Origin of the sequence: Candidatus Burkholderia verschuerenii, assembly GCF_001189365.1 — a bacterium.
GTDB classification, from domain to species: domain Bacteria; phylum Pseudomonadota; class Gammaproteobacteria; order Burkholderiales; family Burkholderiaceae; genus Caballeronia; species Caballeronia verschuerenii.
This window is the reverse complement of record NZ_LFJJ01000001.1, coordinates 135,274-148,871: the sequence shown is the minus strand read 5'-3', so window position 1 is coordinate 148,871 and position 13,598 is coordinate 135,274. Positions and strand designations below refer to the sequence as shown.

12 protein-coding genes and 3 pseudogenes are annotated in these 13,598 nt (G+C 63.4%); 8 read left to right on the top strand and 7 right to left on the bottom strand.

Features of this window, described 5'->3' with window-relative positions; translation table 11 throughout:
* Positions 1-145: 145 nt before the first annotated feature.
* Positions 146-433, bottom strand: coding sequence for a fimbrial protein (locus BVER_RS00730; protein ID WP_050451526.1), 288 nt, complete (start codon positions 431-433; stop codon positions 146-148).
* Positions 434-463: 30 nt separating this feature from the next.
* Complete coding sequence (locus tag BVER_RS00725) at positions 464-1,135, bottom strand: hypothetical protein (protein ID WP_157055859.1); 672 nt, start codon at positions 1,133-1,135, stop codon at positions 464-466.
* A 180-nt stretch (positions 1,136-1,315) separates the two neighbouring features.
* On the opposite strand from BVER_RS00725, the gene BVER_RS00720 reads away from it, so the two are divergent.
* The 3 genes from BVER_RS00720 to BVER_RS00710 all read left to right on the top strand — a co-directional run bounded on the left by BVER_RS00720 (position 1,316) and on the right by BVER_RS00710 (position 4,234).
* The gene (locus BVER_RS00720; protein WP_050451522.1) at positions 1,316-2,692 is read left to right on the top strand and encodes a nucleobase:cation symporter-2 family protein; all 1,377 of its coding nucleotides are present in this window, start codon (positions 1,316-1,318) and stop codon (positions 2,690-2,692) included.
* 14 nt (positions 2,693-2,706) lie between these two features.
* A complete protein-coding gene (locus tag BVER_RS00715) occupies positions 2,707-3,468 on the top strand; it encodes an alpha/beta hydrolase (protein ID WP_050451521.1) in 762 nt (253 codons plus the stop codon).
* Between the two features lie 256 nt (positions 3,469-3,724).
* A complete protein-coding gene (locus BVER_RS00710) occupies positions 3,725-4,234 on the top strand; it encodes a phasin family protein (protein WP_050451518.1) in 510 nt (169 codons plus the stop codon).
* A 9-nt stretch (positions 4,235-4,243) separates the two neighbouring features.
* On the opposite strand, the pseudogene BVER_RS00705 reads toward BVER_RS00710, so the two are convergent.
* Positions 4,244-5,038, bottom strand: a pseudogene (locus BVER_RS00705) (exodeoxyribonuclease III).
* Positions 5,039-5,174: 136 nt separating this feature from the next.
* Here BVER_RS00705 and BVER_RS00700 point away from each other — a divergent pair.
* Positions 5,175-6,392: pseudogene (locus BVER_RS00700) on the top strand (MFS transporter).
* Positions 6,393-6,422: 30 nt separating this feature from the next.
* A complete protein-coding gene (locus BVER_RS00695) occupies positions 6,423-7,346 on the top strand; it encodes a LysR family transcriptional regulator (RefSeq protein WP_050451516.1) in 924 nt (307 codons plus the stop codon).
* On the opposite strand, the pseudogene dinB reads toward BVER_RS00695, so the two are convergent.
* A pseudogene (gene dinB, locus BVER_RS00690) lies at positions 7,319-8,522 on the bottom strand (DNA polymerase IV). The gene BVER_RS00695 and the pseudogene dinB overlap by 28 nt on opposite strands.
* Before the next feature lie 111 nt (positions 8,523-8,633).
* A complete protein-coding gene (locus tag BVER_RS00685; protein ID WP_050451514.1) occupies positions 8,634-8,999 on the bottom strand; it encodes a hypothetical protein in 366 nt (121 codons plus the stop codon).
* Positions 9,000-9,270: 271 nt separating this feature from the next.
* Here BVER_RS00685 and BVER_RS00680 point away from each other — a divergent pair, with 271 nt between their 5' ends.
* Positions 9,271-9,474 (top strand): DUF3563 family protein, encoded by a 204-nt coding sequence (locus BVER_RS00680; RefSeq protein ID WP_050451513.1) that lies wholly within the window; start codon positions 9,271-9,273, stop codon positions 9,472-9,474.
* A 10-nt stretch (positions 9,475-9,484) separates the two neighbouring features.
* On the opposite strand, the gene BVER_RS00675 is transcribed toward BVER_RS00680, so the two are convergent.
* Positions 9,485-10,171, bottom strand: a complete 687-nt coding sequence (locus BVER_RS00675) for a response regulator transcription factor (protein ID WP_050451550.1) — start codon at positions 10,169-10,171, stop codon at positions 9,485-9,487.
* A gap of 157 nt (positions 10,172-10,328) precedes the next feature.
* Entirely contained in the window at positions 10,329-11,684 is a 1,356-nt protein-coding gene (locus tag BVER_RS00670; RefSeq protein WP_050451511.1) for a sensor histidine kinase, read from the bottom strand.
* Between BVER_RS00670 and BVER_RS32180 the strand changes: the two genes are divergently transcribed.
* Together BVER_RS32180 and BVER_RS00665 are read left to right on the top strand one after the other, a co-directional pair.
* The gene (locus BVER_RS32180; RefSeq protein ID WP_198155104.1) at positions 11,683-11,826 is read left to right on the top strand and encodes a hypothetical protein; all 144 of its coding nucleotides are present in this window, start codon (positions 11,683-11,685) and stop codon (positions 11,824-11,826) included. The genes BVER_RS00670 and BVER_RS32180 overlap by 2 nt on opposite strands.
* 313 nt (positions 11,827-12,139) lie before the next feature.
* On the top strand, positions 12,140-13,588 hold the full coding sequence (locus BVER_RS00665) for an MFS transporter (RefSeq protein WP_050451508.1): 1,449 nt from the start codon (positions 12,140-12,142) through the stop codon (positions 13,586-13,588).
* Positions 13,589-13,598 lie beyond the last annotated feature (10 nt).

The window sequence follows — 13,598 nt, the reverse complement described above, 5'->3', positions numbered from 1 at the left end:
GGCTTACCCGGAACAATGGACTCCAGTCGTCCCCATATCTCATCGGTCAGCAACATTCGACTCATCTTGATCGCTTACGCAAAAGATGAGATGTAAACACATTTCTTCAAATGTGAACAGAGCCTAGTGAATCTGCCGACGCGGCTCACTGATACGACATCGTGAAGGTGACGAGACTTGCCACGCTGCCGGGTTTCACCGTCGCCGATGTCTGGATATAGCGCACGACGAGCCATTGCCCCTGATTGCCCGCGATCGACGAATCCGGGCCGAACGTCACGGGCACGCCATTGTTGACGAGCTGCAGCGCGACGCCCTGCGCGGTCGACGCGGGCTTGAGCGTCAATATGTTCGACGTATTGGACGGCGTGACGCCATCCGTCAGCGTGATGTAGACGCGAACGTTGGCGGCGCAGTTCAGATCGATCGACATGTTTTGCGGCAGCGCCGTCGTGCCGATCGACTAAAGGGCCGACGTGTTGACCGTCGGCATCTTCACCGTGATGTTTTGCGTGTTGACCGAGCAACTCGATCCGGTCACCGGAAACGGCGTGATTTGCAGCGTGGAAATGAGCAGACCGTCCAGACTGAACGTTGCAACGGTGGAACCGTCGATGGTGCCGCTGCCGATCTGACCGGTCGCGACGACTTCCAGTCCCAGCACCTCGTTGCTCCAGCCACAGTTGCCGTTGAACGACTGTTGATTGCCGGCGCCCCAATATCGGTATCCCGTGCCGGTCGGCCCTGCATCGTAGAAACGGACGCCGACGCCCGGAACGTTGGTGGCGAACGTGTAAGGGTTGCTCGTCACCATGGCGCCGCCGGTCACGCTGCGATTGGGCACGCCGCCGCCCGAGCAGGAGGCGAACGGGACAGTCGGAGGCTGAGCCGGCAGGCGCTGGGTATAGAGCACGGTGCCGACGGCCGTATCGCGGGAAAACGTCAGCGGCGGAACCGTGTAGGTATAGGTTCGCGGCGATTCGCCGTTCAAATACGTACAGGTCGCGGATGCGCCGGTGCTGACGAACAGCGGCGCGATCGCAGCCAGACGAACGGCTTTCGGAAATAGACGCATCCGTCGCATGTCTTGGGGTCGCTCTAGGTTTTGCCGGCGTCGCGACGAGCGGTCGGCCATCTCCCGCCACAAACGAACTCACCAATACCGCTCATCCGTATAACCGTCAATCCGATATCGCGCCGCGAAACAAACGCCCGACCGTTCGCTCCCGCGCGATCCGCCGTATAGCGCCGCCAATATTTTTTTGAGCGCGCTCCGGTGCAATACTCGAAGCGCGGCACTTTTCCCGGAGCGCATATGGCCCAAACGATCCATCCCGTCGATGAAGTGCTGCCCGCCGGCCAGATGCTCGCGGTCGGTATTCAGCACGTGCTCGTGATGTACGCCGGCGCGATCGCGGTGCCGCTGATCATCGGCGCGGCGCTGAAAATGCCGAAAGATCAGGTCGCGTTTCTGATCAGCAGCGATCTGTTCGCCTGCGGACTCGTCACGCTGATCCAGTGCATCGGCGTGTGGAAGTTCGGCATTCGGCTGCCGGTGATCATGGGCGTGAGCTTCGCGCCGGTCGGGCCGATGGTCGCAATGGCGTCCTCCGGCGCGGGCATCACGACGATCTTCGGCGCGACCATCGAGGCGGGCGAGTTCGCGGTGATCATCGCGCCGTTCTTCGAGCGGCTGATGCGCTTCTTTCCGTCGATCGTCACGGGCACGATCATCCTGACCATCGGCATGACGCTGTTTCCGGTGGCGATCAACTGGGCCGGCGGCGGACGCGGCGCGCCCGGCTTCGGCGATCCGCGCAATCTGATGGTCGCGGCCATCGTGCTGCTCGCCATTCTGCTGATCAACAAGACGCTGCGCGGCTTCGTCGCGAATATCTCGGTGCTGCTCGGCATGGCGATCGGTTTCGCGATCGCGCTGGCGCTCGGGCTGGTCGACTTTTCCGGCGTCGGACGCGCGGCGTGGTTCGCGCCGGTGCGCCCGTTCGCGTTCGGCTCGCCGGTTTTCGATATCGCGGCCATCGCGTCGCTGTGTCTGGTGATGGTCGTGATCATGGTGGAATCGCTCGGCATGTTTCTCGCGCTCGGCGATCTCGCCGGCCGGCCCGTCGATCGCGAAGCGGCCTCGCGCGGCTTGCGCACGGATGGCATCGGCACGGTGATCGGCGGCATCTTCAATACGTTTCCGCATTCGTCGTTTTCGCAGAACATTGGGCTGGTCGGCATCACGGGCGTGAAGAGCCGCTGGGTGGTCGCGGTGTCGGGCGTGATCCTGATGCTGCTCGGACTGCTGCCGAAGCTGTCGAACCTGATCGCGTCGATTCCCGTGGTCGTGCTCGGCGGCGCGGGCATCGCGATGTTCGGCATGGTCGCGGCGACCGGCGTGAAAATCCTCAGCAAGGTCGATTACGAGAGCAAGAACAATCTGCTCATCATCGCGATCAGTCTGGGCGTGGGCGTGATTCCGCTCGCCGCGCCGACCTTCTTCGAGCACATGCCGAAATGGGCCGCGCCGCTCACGCATAGCGGCATCACGCTGGCCGCCGTGTTCGCGATTCTGCTCAACGCGCTGTTCAATCGCGGGCAATCGGCGGAAGCAGTCGAGCGCGAGATCGCGGCGGATATGCCGTTGAGCCTGCGGCAAAGCGACGGCGAAGCGGCATCGCGCGAGTAATTTATGATGCGCGGATGACTGGAGTTATCTGGACCCTCATCATCGCGCTCGTGCTCGCTTACGGTGTGGCGCTGGCCGCGCTTTACTGGCTGCAGGGACGGCTCGTGTATCCCGTCGAGCAGATTCAGGCGCTGCGCAATTCGACGCTCGATGCCGCCACCGAAGCGATCACCGTCACGACCGACGACGGCCTCGATCTGATCGCGCGCTTCAAGCCGCCGCGCCGCGAATCCGCGCCGACGGTGATTCTCTTCCACGGCAACGGCGAAGACTTCACGCAGCGAGCGCATATCGTGCTCGAACTGATCGATGCGGGCTACGGCGTGCTGCTCGCGGAATATCGCGGTTATGCGGGCAATCCGGGCACGCCGCACGAAGCGGGCTTGTACGCCGATGCGCGCGCCGTGCATGCCTACGCGGCATCGCGCGTGAAGCGCATCGTGCTGCATGGCTATTCGCTCGGCTCGGGCGTGGCGACGCAACTCGCGAGCACGGCGCGCATCGACGCGTTGATCCTCGAAGCGCCGTTTACCAGCATCGTCGATGTCGCGGCGAAACGTTACTGGCTGTTTCCGGTGCGCGCGCTGGCACGCGACCGCTACGACAATCTCGCCAAGATCGCTTCCGTCGATGCACCCGTTCTGATCTACGGCGGCACGCGTGATCGCCTGATTCCGCCCGCGCATTTCCAGACGCTTTACGATGCCGCGCGCGGCGACAAACAGCTCGCGCTGATCGAAGACGCAGATCATCTCGACGCGTGGACGATGGGCTGACGCCTGCACGTCATGTCGTTTCTCGCCGCGCTCGATCTCGCGCGACCCGTCCGAACGTGCTTTAAATAAACGCCTTTTGCGCGGGAACCGCCGCGCGTCGCACTTCGTCAGAGACGTGGAATGCGGCGTGCGTGTCAGGCCGCGCACCTCTTCCGCTTATCGCCCGTATCGCCGATTTGTCATCGCGCATGCACGCGGCTGTCATATCTCGTCGCTTCATCCCATATCGAATGCCTTCACGAAACAGGAGCCGTCCATGTTCCAGTATCCCGGCAGTTTCGCTTATCAGATGCCTTCCATCGCGCGCGCCAATTTTCAGGCGTTTCTCAACATCAGAGGCCGATTCGCGAGCGGCATGCAGGCGCTGACCGAACTCAACGTCCACACCGTTCAGACGATGGTCGAAGAAAGCAACGCGCTCTTGCGCGCCGGCGACGAAGCCAGTCCCGGCGACGTCTTCGGCTGGCAAACCGTGATGTTCGCGCAATTCCCGCAAAAGGCCGCATCGTACGGACAGCATGTGATGTCGATCATCTCGTCGACGGAATCGGATGTTATCGGCGAAGTGCGCAGTCAGTACGAACGCAACGGCATTTCGTTCAAGGGCATGATGGAATCCGCCGACGACGCGCAATCAGGCGTCCAACTCGCGACCAGTCTCGCGGAAACGACGCGCGACGTCACCGAGGAAACCAGCGGCGTCGTGCTCGATGCAAGCGGCGAAGTGGCGAAGACCGCACGCGCTTCGACGCGCCGCATGGTCTGATCTGCGACCTCACGACGCTTTCTTTTTGGCGCGGCCGAGCTTCAGCGTGATCCACGTCGGCGCATGATCGCTGGCGTGCGGCTCGCCGCGCACCCACGTATCGACGCCTGCGTCCTGCAGCTTCGATGCGAGGTCTTTGCTCAGCAGAAGATGATCGATGCGCAGACCCGAATTGGTCTGCCAATGCTGACGGAAATAATCCCAGAACGTGTAGATATGCTCGTCCGGATGCTTCTTGCGGATCGCATCGGTCCAGCCTTGCGCGAGCAGTTTTCGTAGGCGGCGCGGCTCGCGGGCTGAAGCAGCGCGTCATTGAGCCACGAGCACGTGTTGTAAATGTCTTCATCGGTCGGCACGACGTTGTAATCGCCCGCGAGCACGACGGGATGGCCGCTCTGCAGTAACTTCTCCGCATGCGCGTGCAGACGGTCGAACCAGGCGAGCTTGTAATCGAACTTCGGGCCGGGCTGCGGATTGCCATTCGGCAGATACAGGCAGCCGATCAGCACACCATTCGGCCGCTTCGATGTAGCGGCTTTGCGTGTCGTCGTGATCGCCCGGCAGGCCGCGACGGCTCAAGATCGGCTCCGTCCCTTTCGCGAGGATCGCGACGCCGTTCCACGATGCCTGTCCGTGCCACAACGCGCCGTATCCCGCGTTCGCGATGGCATCAGCGGGAAACTGCGCGTCCGTCGCTTTCAGTTCCTGCAGGCAGACGATATCCGGCGCTTCGCGTTCGAGCCAGCTCAGCAAGGCGTCGATGCGCGAACGAATGCCGTTGATATTGAAGGTCGCGATTTTCATGGAGGCGCGCTGGGTCGTGTCGATCGTACGCGCGTCGCAGATTGCGTGCCGCACGCGTGCATCGTGTAAAAAAGCGCAAGCAAAGGCCGCGATTTTCTGCGACAGTTACGCAGCCGCTTAATTCCACCCTCCGCACATGTCCGCATCTTCCGACGAAGGCTCCGCCCACTGGCAACGCAATCTTTACGTCTGCGTTTTCGGCTCGTTCACCACCATCATGGCGATGACGCTGCTGCTGCCCTTTCTGCCGCTTTACGTGCAGCAACTCGGCGCGACCTCCGTCGATTCCGCCGTGCAGTGGTCGGGCGTGGCGTTCGGCGCGACGTTTTTGTCGGCGGGACTGGCGGCGCCCGTGTGGGGCCGGCTCGCGGACCGCTTCGGGCGCAAGCCCATTTTGATCCGCGCGAGTCTCGGCATGGCCATCACGATGTCGCTGCTCGGCGTCGTGCAGACCGTCTGGCAACTCGTCGCGATCCGTTTTCTCGCGGGCCTCGTCGGCGGCTACGCGAGCGGCGCGACCGTGATGATCGCGACGCAGACACCGCGACATCGCACGGCGTGAGCGCTCGGCACGCACGCGGCGGGGATGATGGCGGGCAATCTCGTCGGACCGCTGATCGGCGGTTTGCTGCCGGGGCTGATCGGCATCCGCTCGACGTTTTTCTTCGCGGGCGGGCTGATCTTCGTGTCGTTCATCATGACGACGCTGTTCGTCAAGGAAGAGCGGCGCGCGCCGAATCAGCCGAAGCGCAAGGGCGGCGGATGGGGCGACGTGCCCTTGCTCACGCCCGTCATCGCGATGCTCGCGAGCGCCATGCTGCTGATGTTCGCGAACATGTCGATCGAGCCGATCATCACCGTGTATGTGTCGCAGTTGGTGAAGGATCCGAAGCACGTGACGCTGGTCGCGGGCATCGTGATGTCGGCGGCGGCGCTCGGCAGCGTGCTGGCCGCGCCGCGCGTCGGACGGCTGGCGGATCGCCTCGGCCATCAGCGCGTGATCATCTGGTGTCTCGCCGCGTGCGGCGTGCTGCTGATCCCGCAGATTTTCGTGACATCGGGGACGCAGCTGATCGTGCTGCGCTTTCTGATGGGCATCGCGCTGGGCGGGCTGCTGCCGGCGATCACGAGCGTCGTGCGCCATAACGTGCCGGATCACGCGGCGGGTTATATCCTCGGTTACGCGACGTCAGCGCAGTACATCGGACAGGTGGCCGGGCCGCTGGCGGGCGGGTTTATCGCGGCGCACGCGGGGATGCGGTCGGTGTTCGTGATGACGAGTGTGATGATGTTTGTGGGGGCGGAGTTTAATGTGTGGGTGGTGGGGCGGGCAAGGCAGGCGCACACCAGCTAGGCCGCCCTTCGACGCAACGCCAATCCCCCCATGAGCGAACCCGACCTATCCGACCTCCACGCGTTCCTGGCCGTCGCGCGCTCGCGCGGCTTCCGCCAAGCGGCGCTATTGCGCGGCGTATCCGCATCGTCGCTGAGCGAAGCGATACGCCGGCTCGAAACGCGATTCGGCGTGCGCCTGCTCAACCGCACGACGCGCAGCGTCACGCCGACCGAAGCCGGCCAGCGCCTGATCGAACGCCTGGCGCCGGCGTTTGCCGAAATCGCCGGCGCGCTCGATACCGTCAACGGTTTTCGCGACAGTCCTACGGGCACGCTGCGTCTGAACGTGCCCGGCATCGCGTCGCGCAAGATCTTGCCGCCGATCGTGCCGCGCTTTCTGGCCGCGCATCCCGGCATCACGCTGGAAGTGAGCGCGACGGATCGCTTCATCGACGTGCTCGCCGCCGGTTTCGATGCGGGCATTCGCTACGACGAGAGCATCGAGCGCGACATGATCGCCGTGCCGATCGGACCGCGCACGCAGCGCTTCGTCGCGGCGGCCGCACCGAGTTATCTCGAAGCGCATGGCGAGCCGAAGCATCCGCGCGAGCTGGTGGATCATGCGTGCATTGCGCATCGCTTCGAGAGCGGCGTGCTCAACACGTGGGAGTTCACGCGCGGCGGCAAGACCGTGCATATCACGCCGCACGGGCCGCTGATTACCGGCTCGGTCGAAGTGGGCCGCAGCGTGGCGCTTGCCGGGCTCGGGCTGACTTATACCTTCGAAGAGTTCGTGCGCGACGAGATCGAGCAGGGTTTGCTGGTTCCGGTGCTCAAACCTTGGTGGCAGAGCTTTCCGGGGCCGTCGCTCTACTATCCGAGCCGCGCGCATATGCCCGGACCGTTGCGCGCGTTCGTTGATTTCGTGAAAGCGGAGAATCGCGCTCAGTCGTCGAAGGGCAATTCCACCTGAACCGGCTCGCTAAAATGCTCGCCCTCGCCCCGCACCGATAACGCACTCACCCGCACGCCCAACAACCTCAGCCGCCGATTCAACGTAATCCGCTCAAACACTCCGTCGCGGCGCAGCGAATTTCGATGGCATCGTCGGTAGCGACGGGCACGGTCAGATCGCGCGTCACGGTATGAAAGTCGTCGAAGCGCAGCTTGATGCCCACCGTGCGCCCGACGTAGCCCTTGCGCTGCAAATCGTCGGCGACGCGCTTGCACAGGTCGGTAAATTTCGACGACAGCGACGCGCGATCCTGCTTCGGATGCAGATCGCGTTCGAAGGTGGTTTCGCGGCTCATCGACTTCGGCGTCGAACTCACGACGACCGGGCGATCGTCCTCGCCCCGCGCGATCTGCGCCAGCCACGCCGCGTAAGTCCGCCCGAAGTTCGCCTGCAAAAAAAAAAACCGACATCGGCAGCGATATCGCCCACGGTATGAATGCCCAGCGCCGCGATTTTCTCGTTCGCCTTCGGGCCGATGCCGTTCACCTTGCGCGCCGCCAGCGGCCAGATGCGCTTCGGCAGATCGTCCATCGTCAGGATGGTGAGGCCGTCGGGCTTGTCGAGTTCGGAGCCGATCTTCGCGAGCAGCTTGTTCGGCGCGATGCAGATCGAACACGTCAGCCCCGTCGCGTCGCGCACCGCGTCCTTCATGCGCTGACCGATCTCGGCGGGCTCGCCCGGCATATCCGTGACATCAATATAAATCTCGTCGATGCCACGATTCTCGATCTGCGTCGTAAAGCTCGCGACGGCGGCCTTGAACAGGCGCGAGTAATGGCGATACGAGTCGAAATCCGTAGGTAGAAGAATGGCGTCGGGCGCGAGTTGCGTGGCCTTCATCATGCCCATCGCGGAGAACACGCCGAACGCGCGCGCCTCGTAGGTCGAAGTAGTCACGACGCCGCGCCCCACGTAATCGCGCAGCCGCCTGAAGCGGCGCGAGCCGTCCGGCAAGGTCTCCGGAATCGCGTCCCGCCCGCCGCCGACGACCACCGGCTGGCCGCGCAACTCCGGGTAGCGCAGCAGTTCGACGGAGGCGAAAAACGCGTCCATGTCGAGATGGGCGATACGGCGCGTCCTGGCGGAATCGTTCGCGGATGAAGGCGCGCCGGAAGACGTGTGCGGATCGTCCATGATCAGCACGCGACGCGCGTCCGTGGGGTTGAAACGAGCTTCATGCCGCCAGAAATCGGGGAAAATGGCTTACTGTACATCCATACAGTGATTTTCGCCAGCGGCGTTTCTTCACTCGGGCATATGCCGGACCGTCAGCGCGCGACGGCAGTCGTCGAAAACCTGCCGCACGACGTCGGAATCGTAATTGAGGTCTTCGCTGTCGAGGATTTCCTCGACGGCATCGCGTGCCCAGTCGGCTTCGAGCAGTGTGCAATGACGCGAGGCCAGCTCACGTGCGATGGCCGCGAGCTTGGCGACCGTCAGCCAGTCCGCGTTGCGCCGATGCCGGTCGAGCCATTTGTGCGCGGCCTGCACATGGAACACCGCCGCCGGCCAGTCGCCGTTGAGATAAAACGCGCCGAGGCTGCCGCAAGTCAGCCAGCACAGCAATTCGACGCGGTCGCGAGCACTGAGGGGACGGGGCACTTCGTTCATGGCGGCGTGGGCGAGTAAGCGCTGCGTTCCATATGACATCCGTTCTGACAAGATATCACGGGATGGTGCGACGCGACACGCTTATCACGATGGCAATCATCGCAAGCGCGTGCGCTGCCCAACGCTACGCGATGCAGAGCATCTCGCGTTTATCGGCCAAACGCGTTCGAGGCCTTGAAACAAGGCTCATTCGAAACTAATTCCCGACGACTAATCTTCGTGGCATCGGCAAAACGCCGATTGACACCGATTATTGATCAGGGAGCACATCATGTTTGCACGTCTTTCGAATGCCGTCGTTCATCTGTTCTCGACGCAGCGCGACCACGCGCACGACGCGTACTTCGCATCGTCATCCGATCTGGCCGATCTCGAACGCTGCATGCGTCAGGTCGACGAAGACGATCACGCCTACAGCATGCGTTTTTGCGGATCGGTCGCGCGCGACCGGGACTTTTCCGCATCGAACTTTTGAAGGTCGCACGCTACTTGGCTTCTTCCCTGCCCGCCTGTTGTCCGAGCATCACGGTCCAGCCGAGGCCGCGCACATTGCGTATCACCGCCTGACCGAACTTCTTGCGCACCGAGTGGATGATCACGTCGACCGCGTTGCTCTCCACTTCCTTGCCCCATCCGTAGAGGCGATCCTCGAGTTGATCGCGCGAAAAGATGGTGCCGGGGCGCTCCATCAGCGCGTGCATCAGCGCGAACTCCTTCGCCGACAGCACGCCCGAAGTCTCGCCGCACGTCAGCGTGCGTTGATCGAGATTGAGGTTGATGGAATCGTCGCCGAGACGCGAGACCGCGTAGCCCGCTTTTCGGCGCAATACCGCGCGAATACGCGCGAGCAGTTCGGGCATGTCGAAGGGCTTGAGCAGATAATCGTCCGCGCCGAGATCGAGGCCCTGCACGCGCGTATCGAGATCGTCGCGTGCGGTGAGGATCAACACCGGCGTGCCGTTGCCCGCCGTGCGCGCCTGCCGCAACAGCTCGATGCCGGTCATGCCCGGCAAACCGAGATCGAGCAGCACGACGGTGTATTCGGCCGCGTCGATGGCTTCGCGTCCGGCCACGCCGTCGCGCACCCAGTCGACCGCATAGTCCGCGTCCTTCAGCGCGCGCATCAGGCTCGTGCCGATCTGCACGTCGTCTTCGATCAGAAGAATTCGCATGTTCACCCTCACCCGGCGTTTGGAATGCCGCGCGGCGCAAGCGAATCGAACTGCACGATCGTGCTGTGTAGAAGGCGTTATTGCAATGATCGCGCGGGCATGCGCACCCTGGCGCATGCATTGTAGTCGGCGACAATCCGCGCGGAAATCCCTTGTTTCATGCAGTCGCCGCGTGTTGCGCGGTGGCCTCGGCGGTCCGTGTTTCTTCCACTGGAAAGCCGATCGACGCGACGATGCCCGTGCGCCCGTCATCGCGATTCCTCAGCGTGACATCGCCGCCGTAGCGCGCGGCGATCGCCTTCACGATCGACAAGCCCAGCCCGCTGCCCTCGATATCCGGATTCGCGCGAAAGAAGCGGTCGAACACGCGCGGCAGCGCGTCTTGCGCGATACCCGGCCCGGTATCGACGACATCGATCCACGCCATCGCGCCGTCGCGCCGCATGCGCAGATCGATGGTGCCGCCGTCCGGCGTATAGCGGCCCGCGTTCGAGATGAGGTTCTTCACCGCCATGCCGATATCCGTTTCGATGGCGCGCACATGCGCATCGATCATTTCTTCCGCGCCGATATCGAGGCCGCGATTGAGCGCGATCGGCAAGACATCGGCGACCGCGCCCGTCACGACTTCCGCCAGATCGACGCGCACGAGCGGACTGGCGCCGACGGGCGCATCGGCGCGCGCGAGCCGCAGCAGTTGCGTGATGAGCTTGCTGCTGCGCGCGATGCCGCGCCGCAATTCCTGAAAACGCTCCTGATTGCTCTGCACGATCTGCGGCGCGAGATTGTCGGCCTGCAATTGCAGCGCGGTGAGCGGCGTGCGTAACTCGTGCGCGGCATCGGCGATGAACTTGCGCTCCTTGTCGATGGAACGCGCGAGACGCTCGATCATCGTGTTGATCGAATGGATGAAGGGCGAGATTTCGTCGGAGACGCCTGCGGTCGGCAAAGGCTGCAAATGGCCCGCGTCGATGGCCTGCACTTCGCTGCCGAGCCGGTTCAGGCGACGCAGCGAGCGCTGCACGACGAACACCACCGCGAGCCACACGAGCGGCAGCAGCACGGCGATCGGCCAGAGCGTCATGGCGGCGTTTTCCTGCGTGAGCGCGCGGCGCACCGACGAGCGTTGCGCGACCTGAATGGTCATCGTCGGGTCTTGACGCGTGTAGATGCGCCAGCTTTCGCCATTGACGACGGAATCGGAGAAGCCTGGTTTGGCGTCGCGCGGAAAGTGCAGCGATGGATCGGTCGTGCGGAACGGCACGCTCGAATCCGGCTTCCAGACGACGAGCACGACATCGCGTTCGTCCTGCGATCCGCGCGATGGATTCTGCGAAATCACTTCGGCGAAACCGTCGCGCAGACGCGCGCCGACCTGTTCCAGCCGCAGATCGAGCAGCGCGCTCATGCCCGCCTTGGAGAGCTGGTACGAACTCACGCCCTGCACCACGCCGATCACGCTGACGAGCAATCCCAGCGCGACGACCAGTTGATTCCTCAGCGATTTGATCATGCGACTCCGCAACGTCGAGAAGGGAGAGAACGAGCCGCCAGCCCGTTCGATTCTACCCGGCGAATCCGGCAACAAAGAAGGCATGATCGAAGCGATGAAAGATAATCGAAAGCAAAAAAAATGGCGTCGGTCCGGGTCCTGAACCGACGCCAAGGGTCTCAAAAACGAGAGAGATGTGGGCGGCAACAGGTGTTGCGAGCGTGTGCTGCCTTCCACGAGATTCAGCCTACGCGCCAAGAATTAGCTTTGAATGAGGACGGGCAAGCAGTTTTTGAAGCAAAGGGTTAACATTGCATGCGACGCAGCATCCTCCATGCGATCTGGCGCGGGCCGCAAACGGTCAAACAAGTCGAAACAACAGCGCTGTCGCCGCTTCTCCATCATTCGTGCAAGTCCGCCGGTCGCGCGCACCCTTTTTTCGTCGCGCGGGACGGTGGTTCCTCTTCGTGAACCGCATGTCACAGCCTAAGAAAACGGTCCGTCCCCTTGTCATCGCCGCGGTGATGGCGTCCATGGCGATGGTCGCCATCGAAGCCACCATCGTGTCGACCGCCATGCCGCAGATCGCCACGCAGCTCGGCGGCCTGAACCTGTATAGCTGGGTCTTTTCCTCCTTCCTGCTCACGCAGACCGCGCTGACGGTCGTGTTCGACAAGCTCGCCGATCTCTACGGACGCAAGCCCGCGCTACTGGTGGGCATCGCGATCTTTCTGGCCGGTTCGATTCTCGCGGGCTTCGCGTGGTCGATGCCCGCGATGATCGTCTTCCGCCTGGTACAAGGCGTGGGCGCGGGCGCGATCCTGCCGGTCGCGCTGACGGTCGTCGGCGATCTGTATCCGGCGCGCGAACGCGGCAAGGTGCAGGGCTATCTCGCCAGCGTCTGGGCGACCTGCGCCGTGCTCGGGCCGATGGTCGGCGCGTTTCTGATCCGCCAGTTTTCGTGGGCGTGGATCTTCTGGATCAACATTCCGATCGGCATTCTGGCCGCCGCGCTGTTCATCGCCTTCCTGCACGAGGAAAAACGGCACGATCGTCCGTCGATCGATCTGGCCGGCGCCTGCCTCTTCACGACCGCCGTCGCCGCGCTGATGATGGCGCTCACCGACGCGGGCAGCGAGAACCATTCGCGCGTGGGCATCGAGATCGCGGTGCTGATCGTCGCGAGCGTGCTGTTCGTGTTCCAGGAACGCCGCGCCGCCGATCCGATGATCTCGTTCGGGCTGTGGGCGCATCGGCCGATCGCATCGAGCAATGCCGCGACCCTGCTCGCCGGCATGGCGATGATGGGCCTCACCACCTTCCTGCCGATGTACGTGCAGGGCGTGATGCATCGCTCGCCGGTCGAAGCGGGCCTCACGCTGACGATGATGATGATGATCGGGCCCGTGTTCATTCCGCTGGGCGCGTTGCCGTTCGTGCTGCTATCGCCGCAATCGAACCCCGTATGGGCGGGCATCGGTTCGGCGGTGCTGGGCTTCGGCATGGGCATCACAAGCGTGTCGTGCCTGATCCTGATTCAGGAGATCGTCAAGCCGATGGAGCGCGGCAGCGCCACCGCATCGAACTTGTTCTCGCGCAATCTCGGCAACACGCTCGGCGCGGCCGTGTTCGGCGCGGTGCAGAACTACGGCCTCACGCATGTGAGCGGCGGCCCCGCCGTGAGTGCGGATCAGCTGAAGCAACTGCTGACCGCCGCGCCCGGCGCGAGCATCGCGACGAGTTCGGAGATTCGCTTCGCGCTGCATCACGCGCTGCACATGACGTTCACGGCGATGTTCGTGATCGCCGTCAGCGCGGTCATCGCGATGATGTTCATGCCCGCCGTCGAGATCGGCCGCACGAAGGAAAACGTCGCCAAGGTCGATACGGACGAAGCGACCAGCGCGGCAAACATGATGCATTGACGCGCGCGCC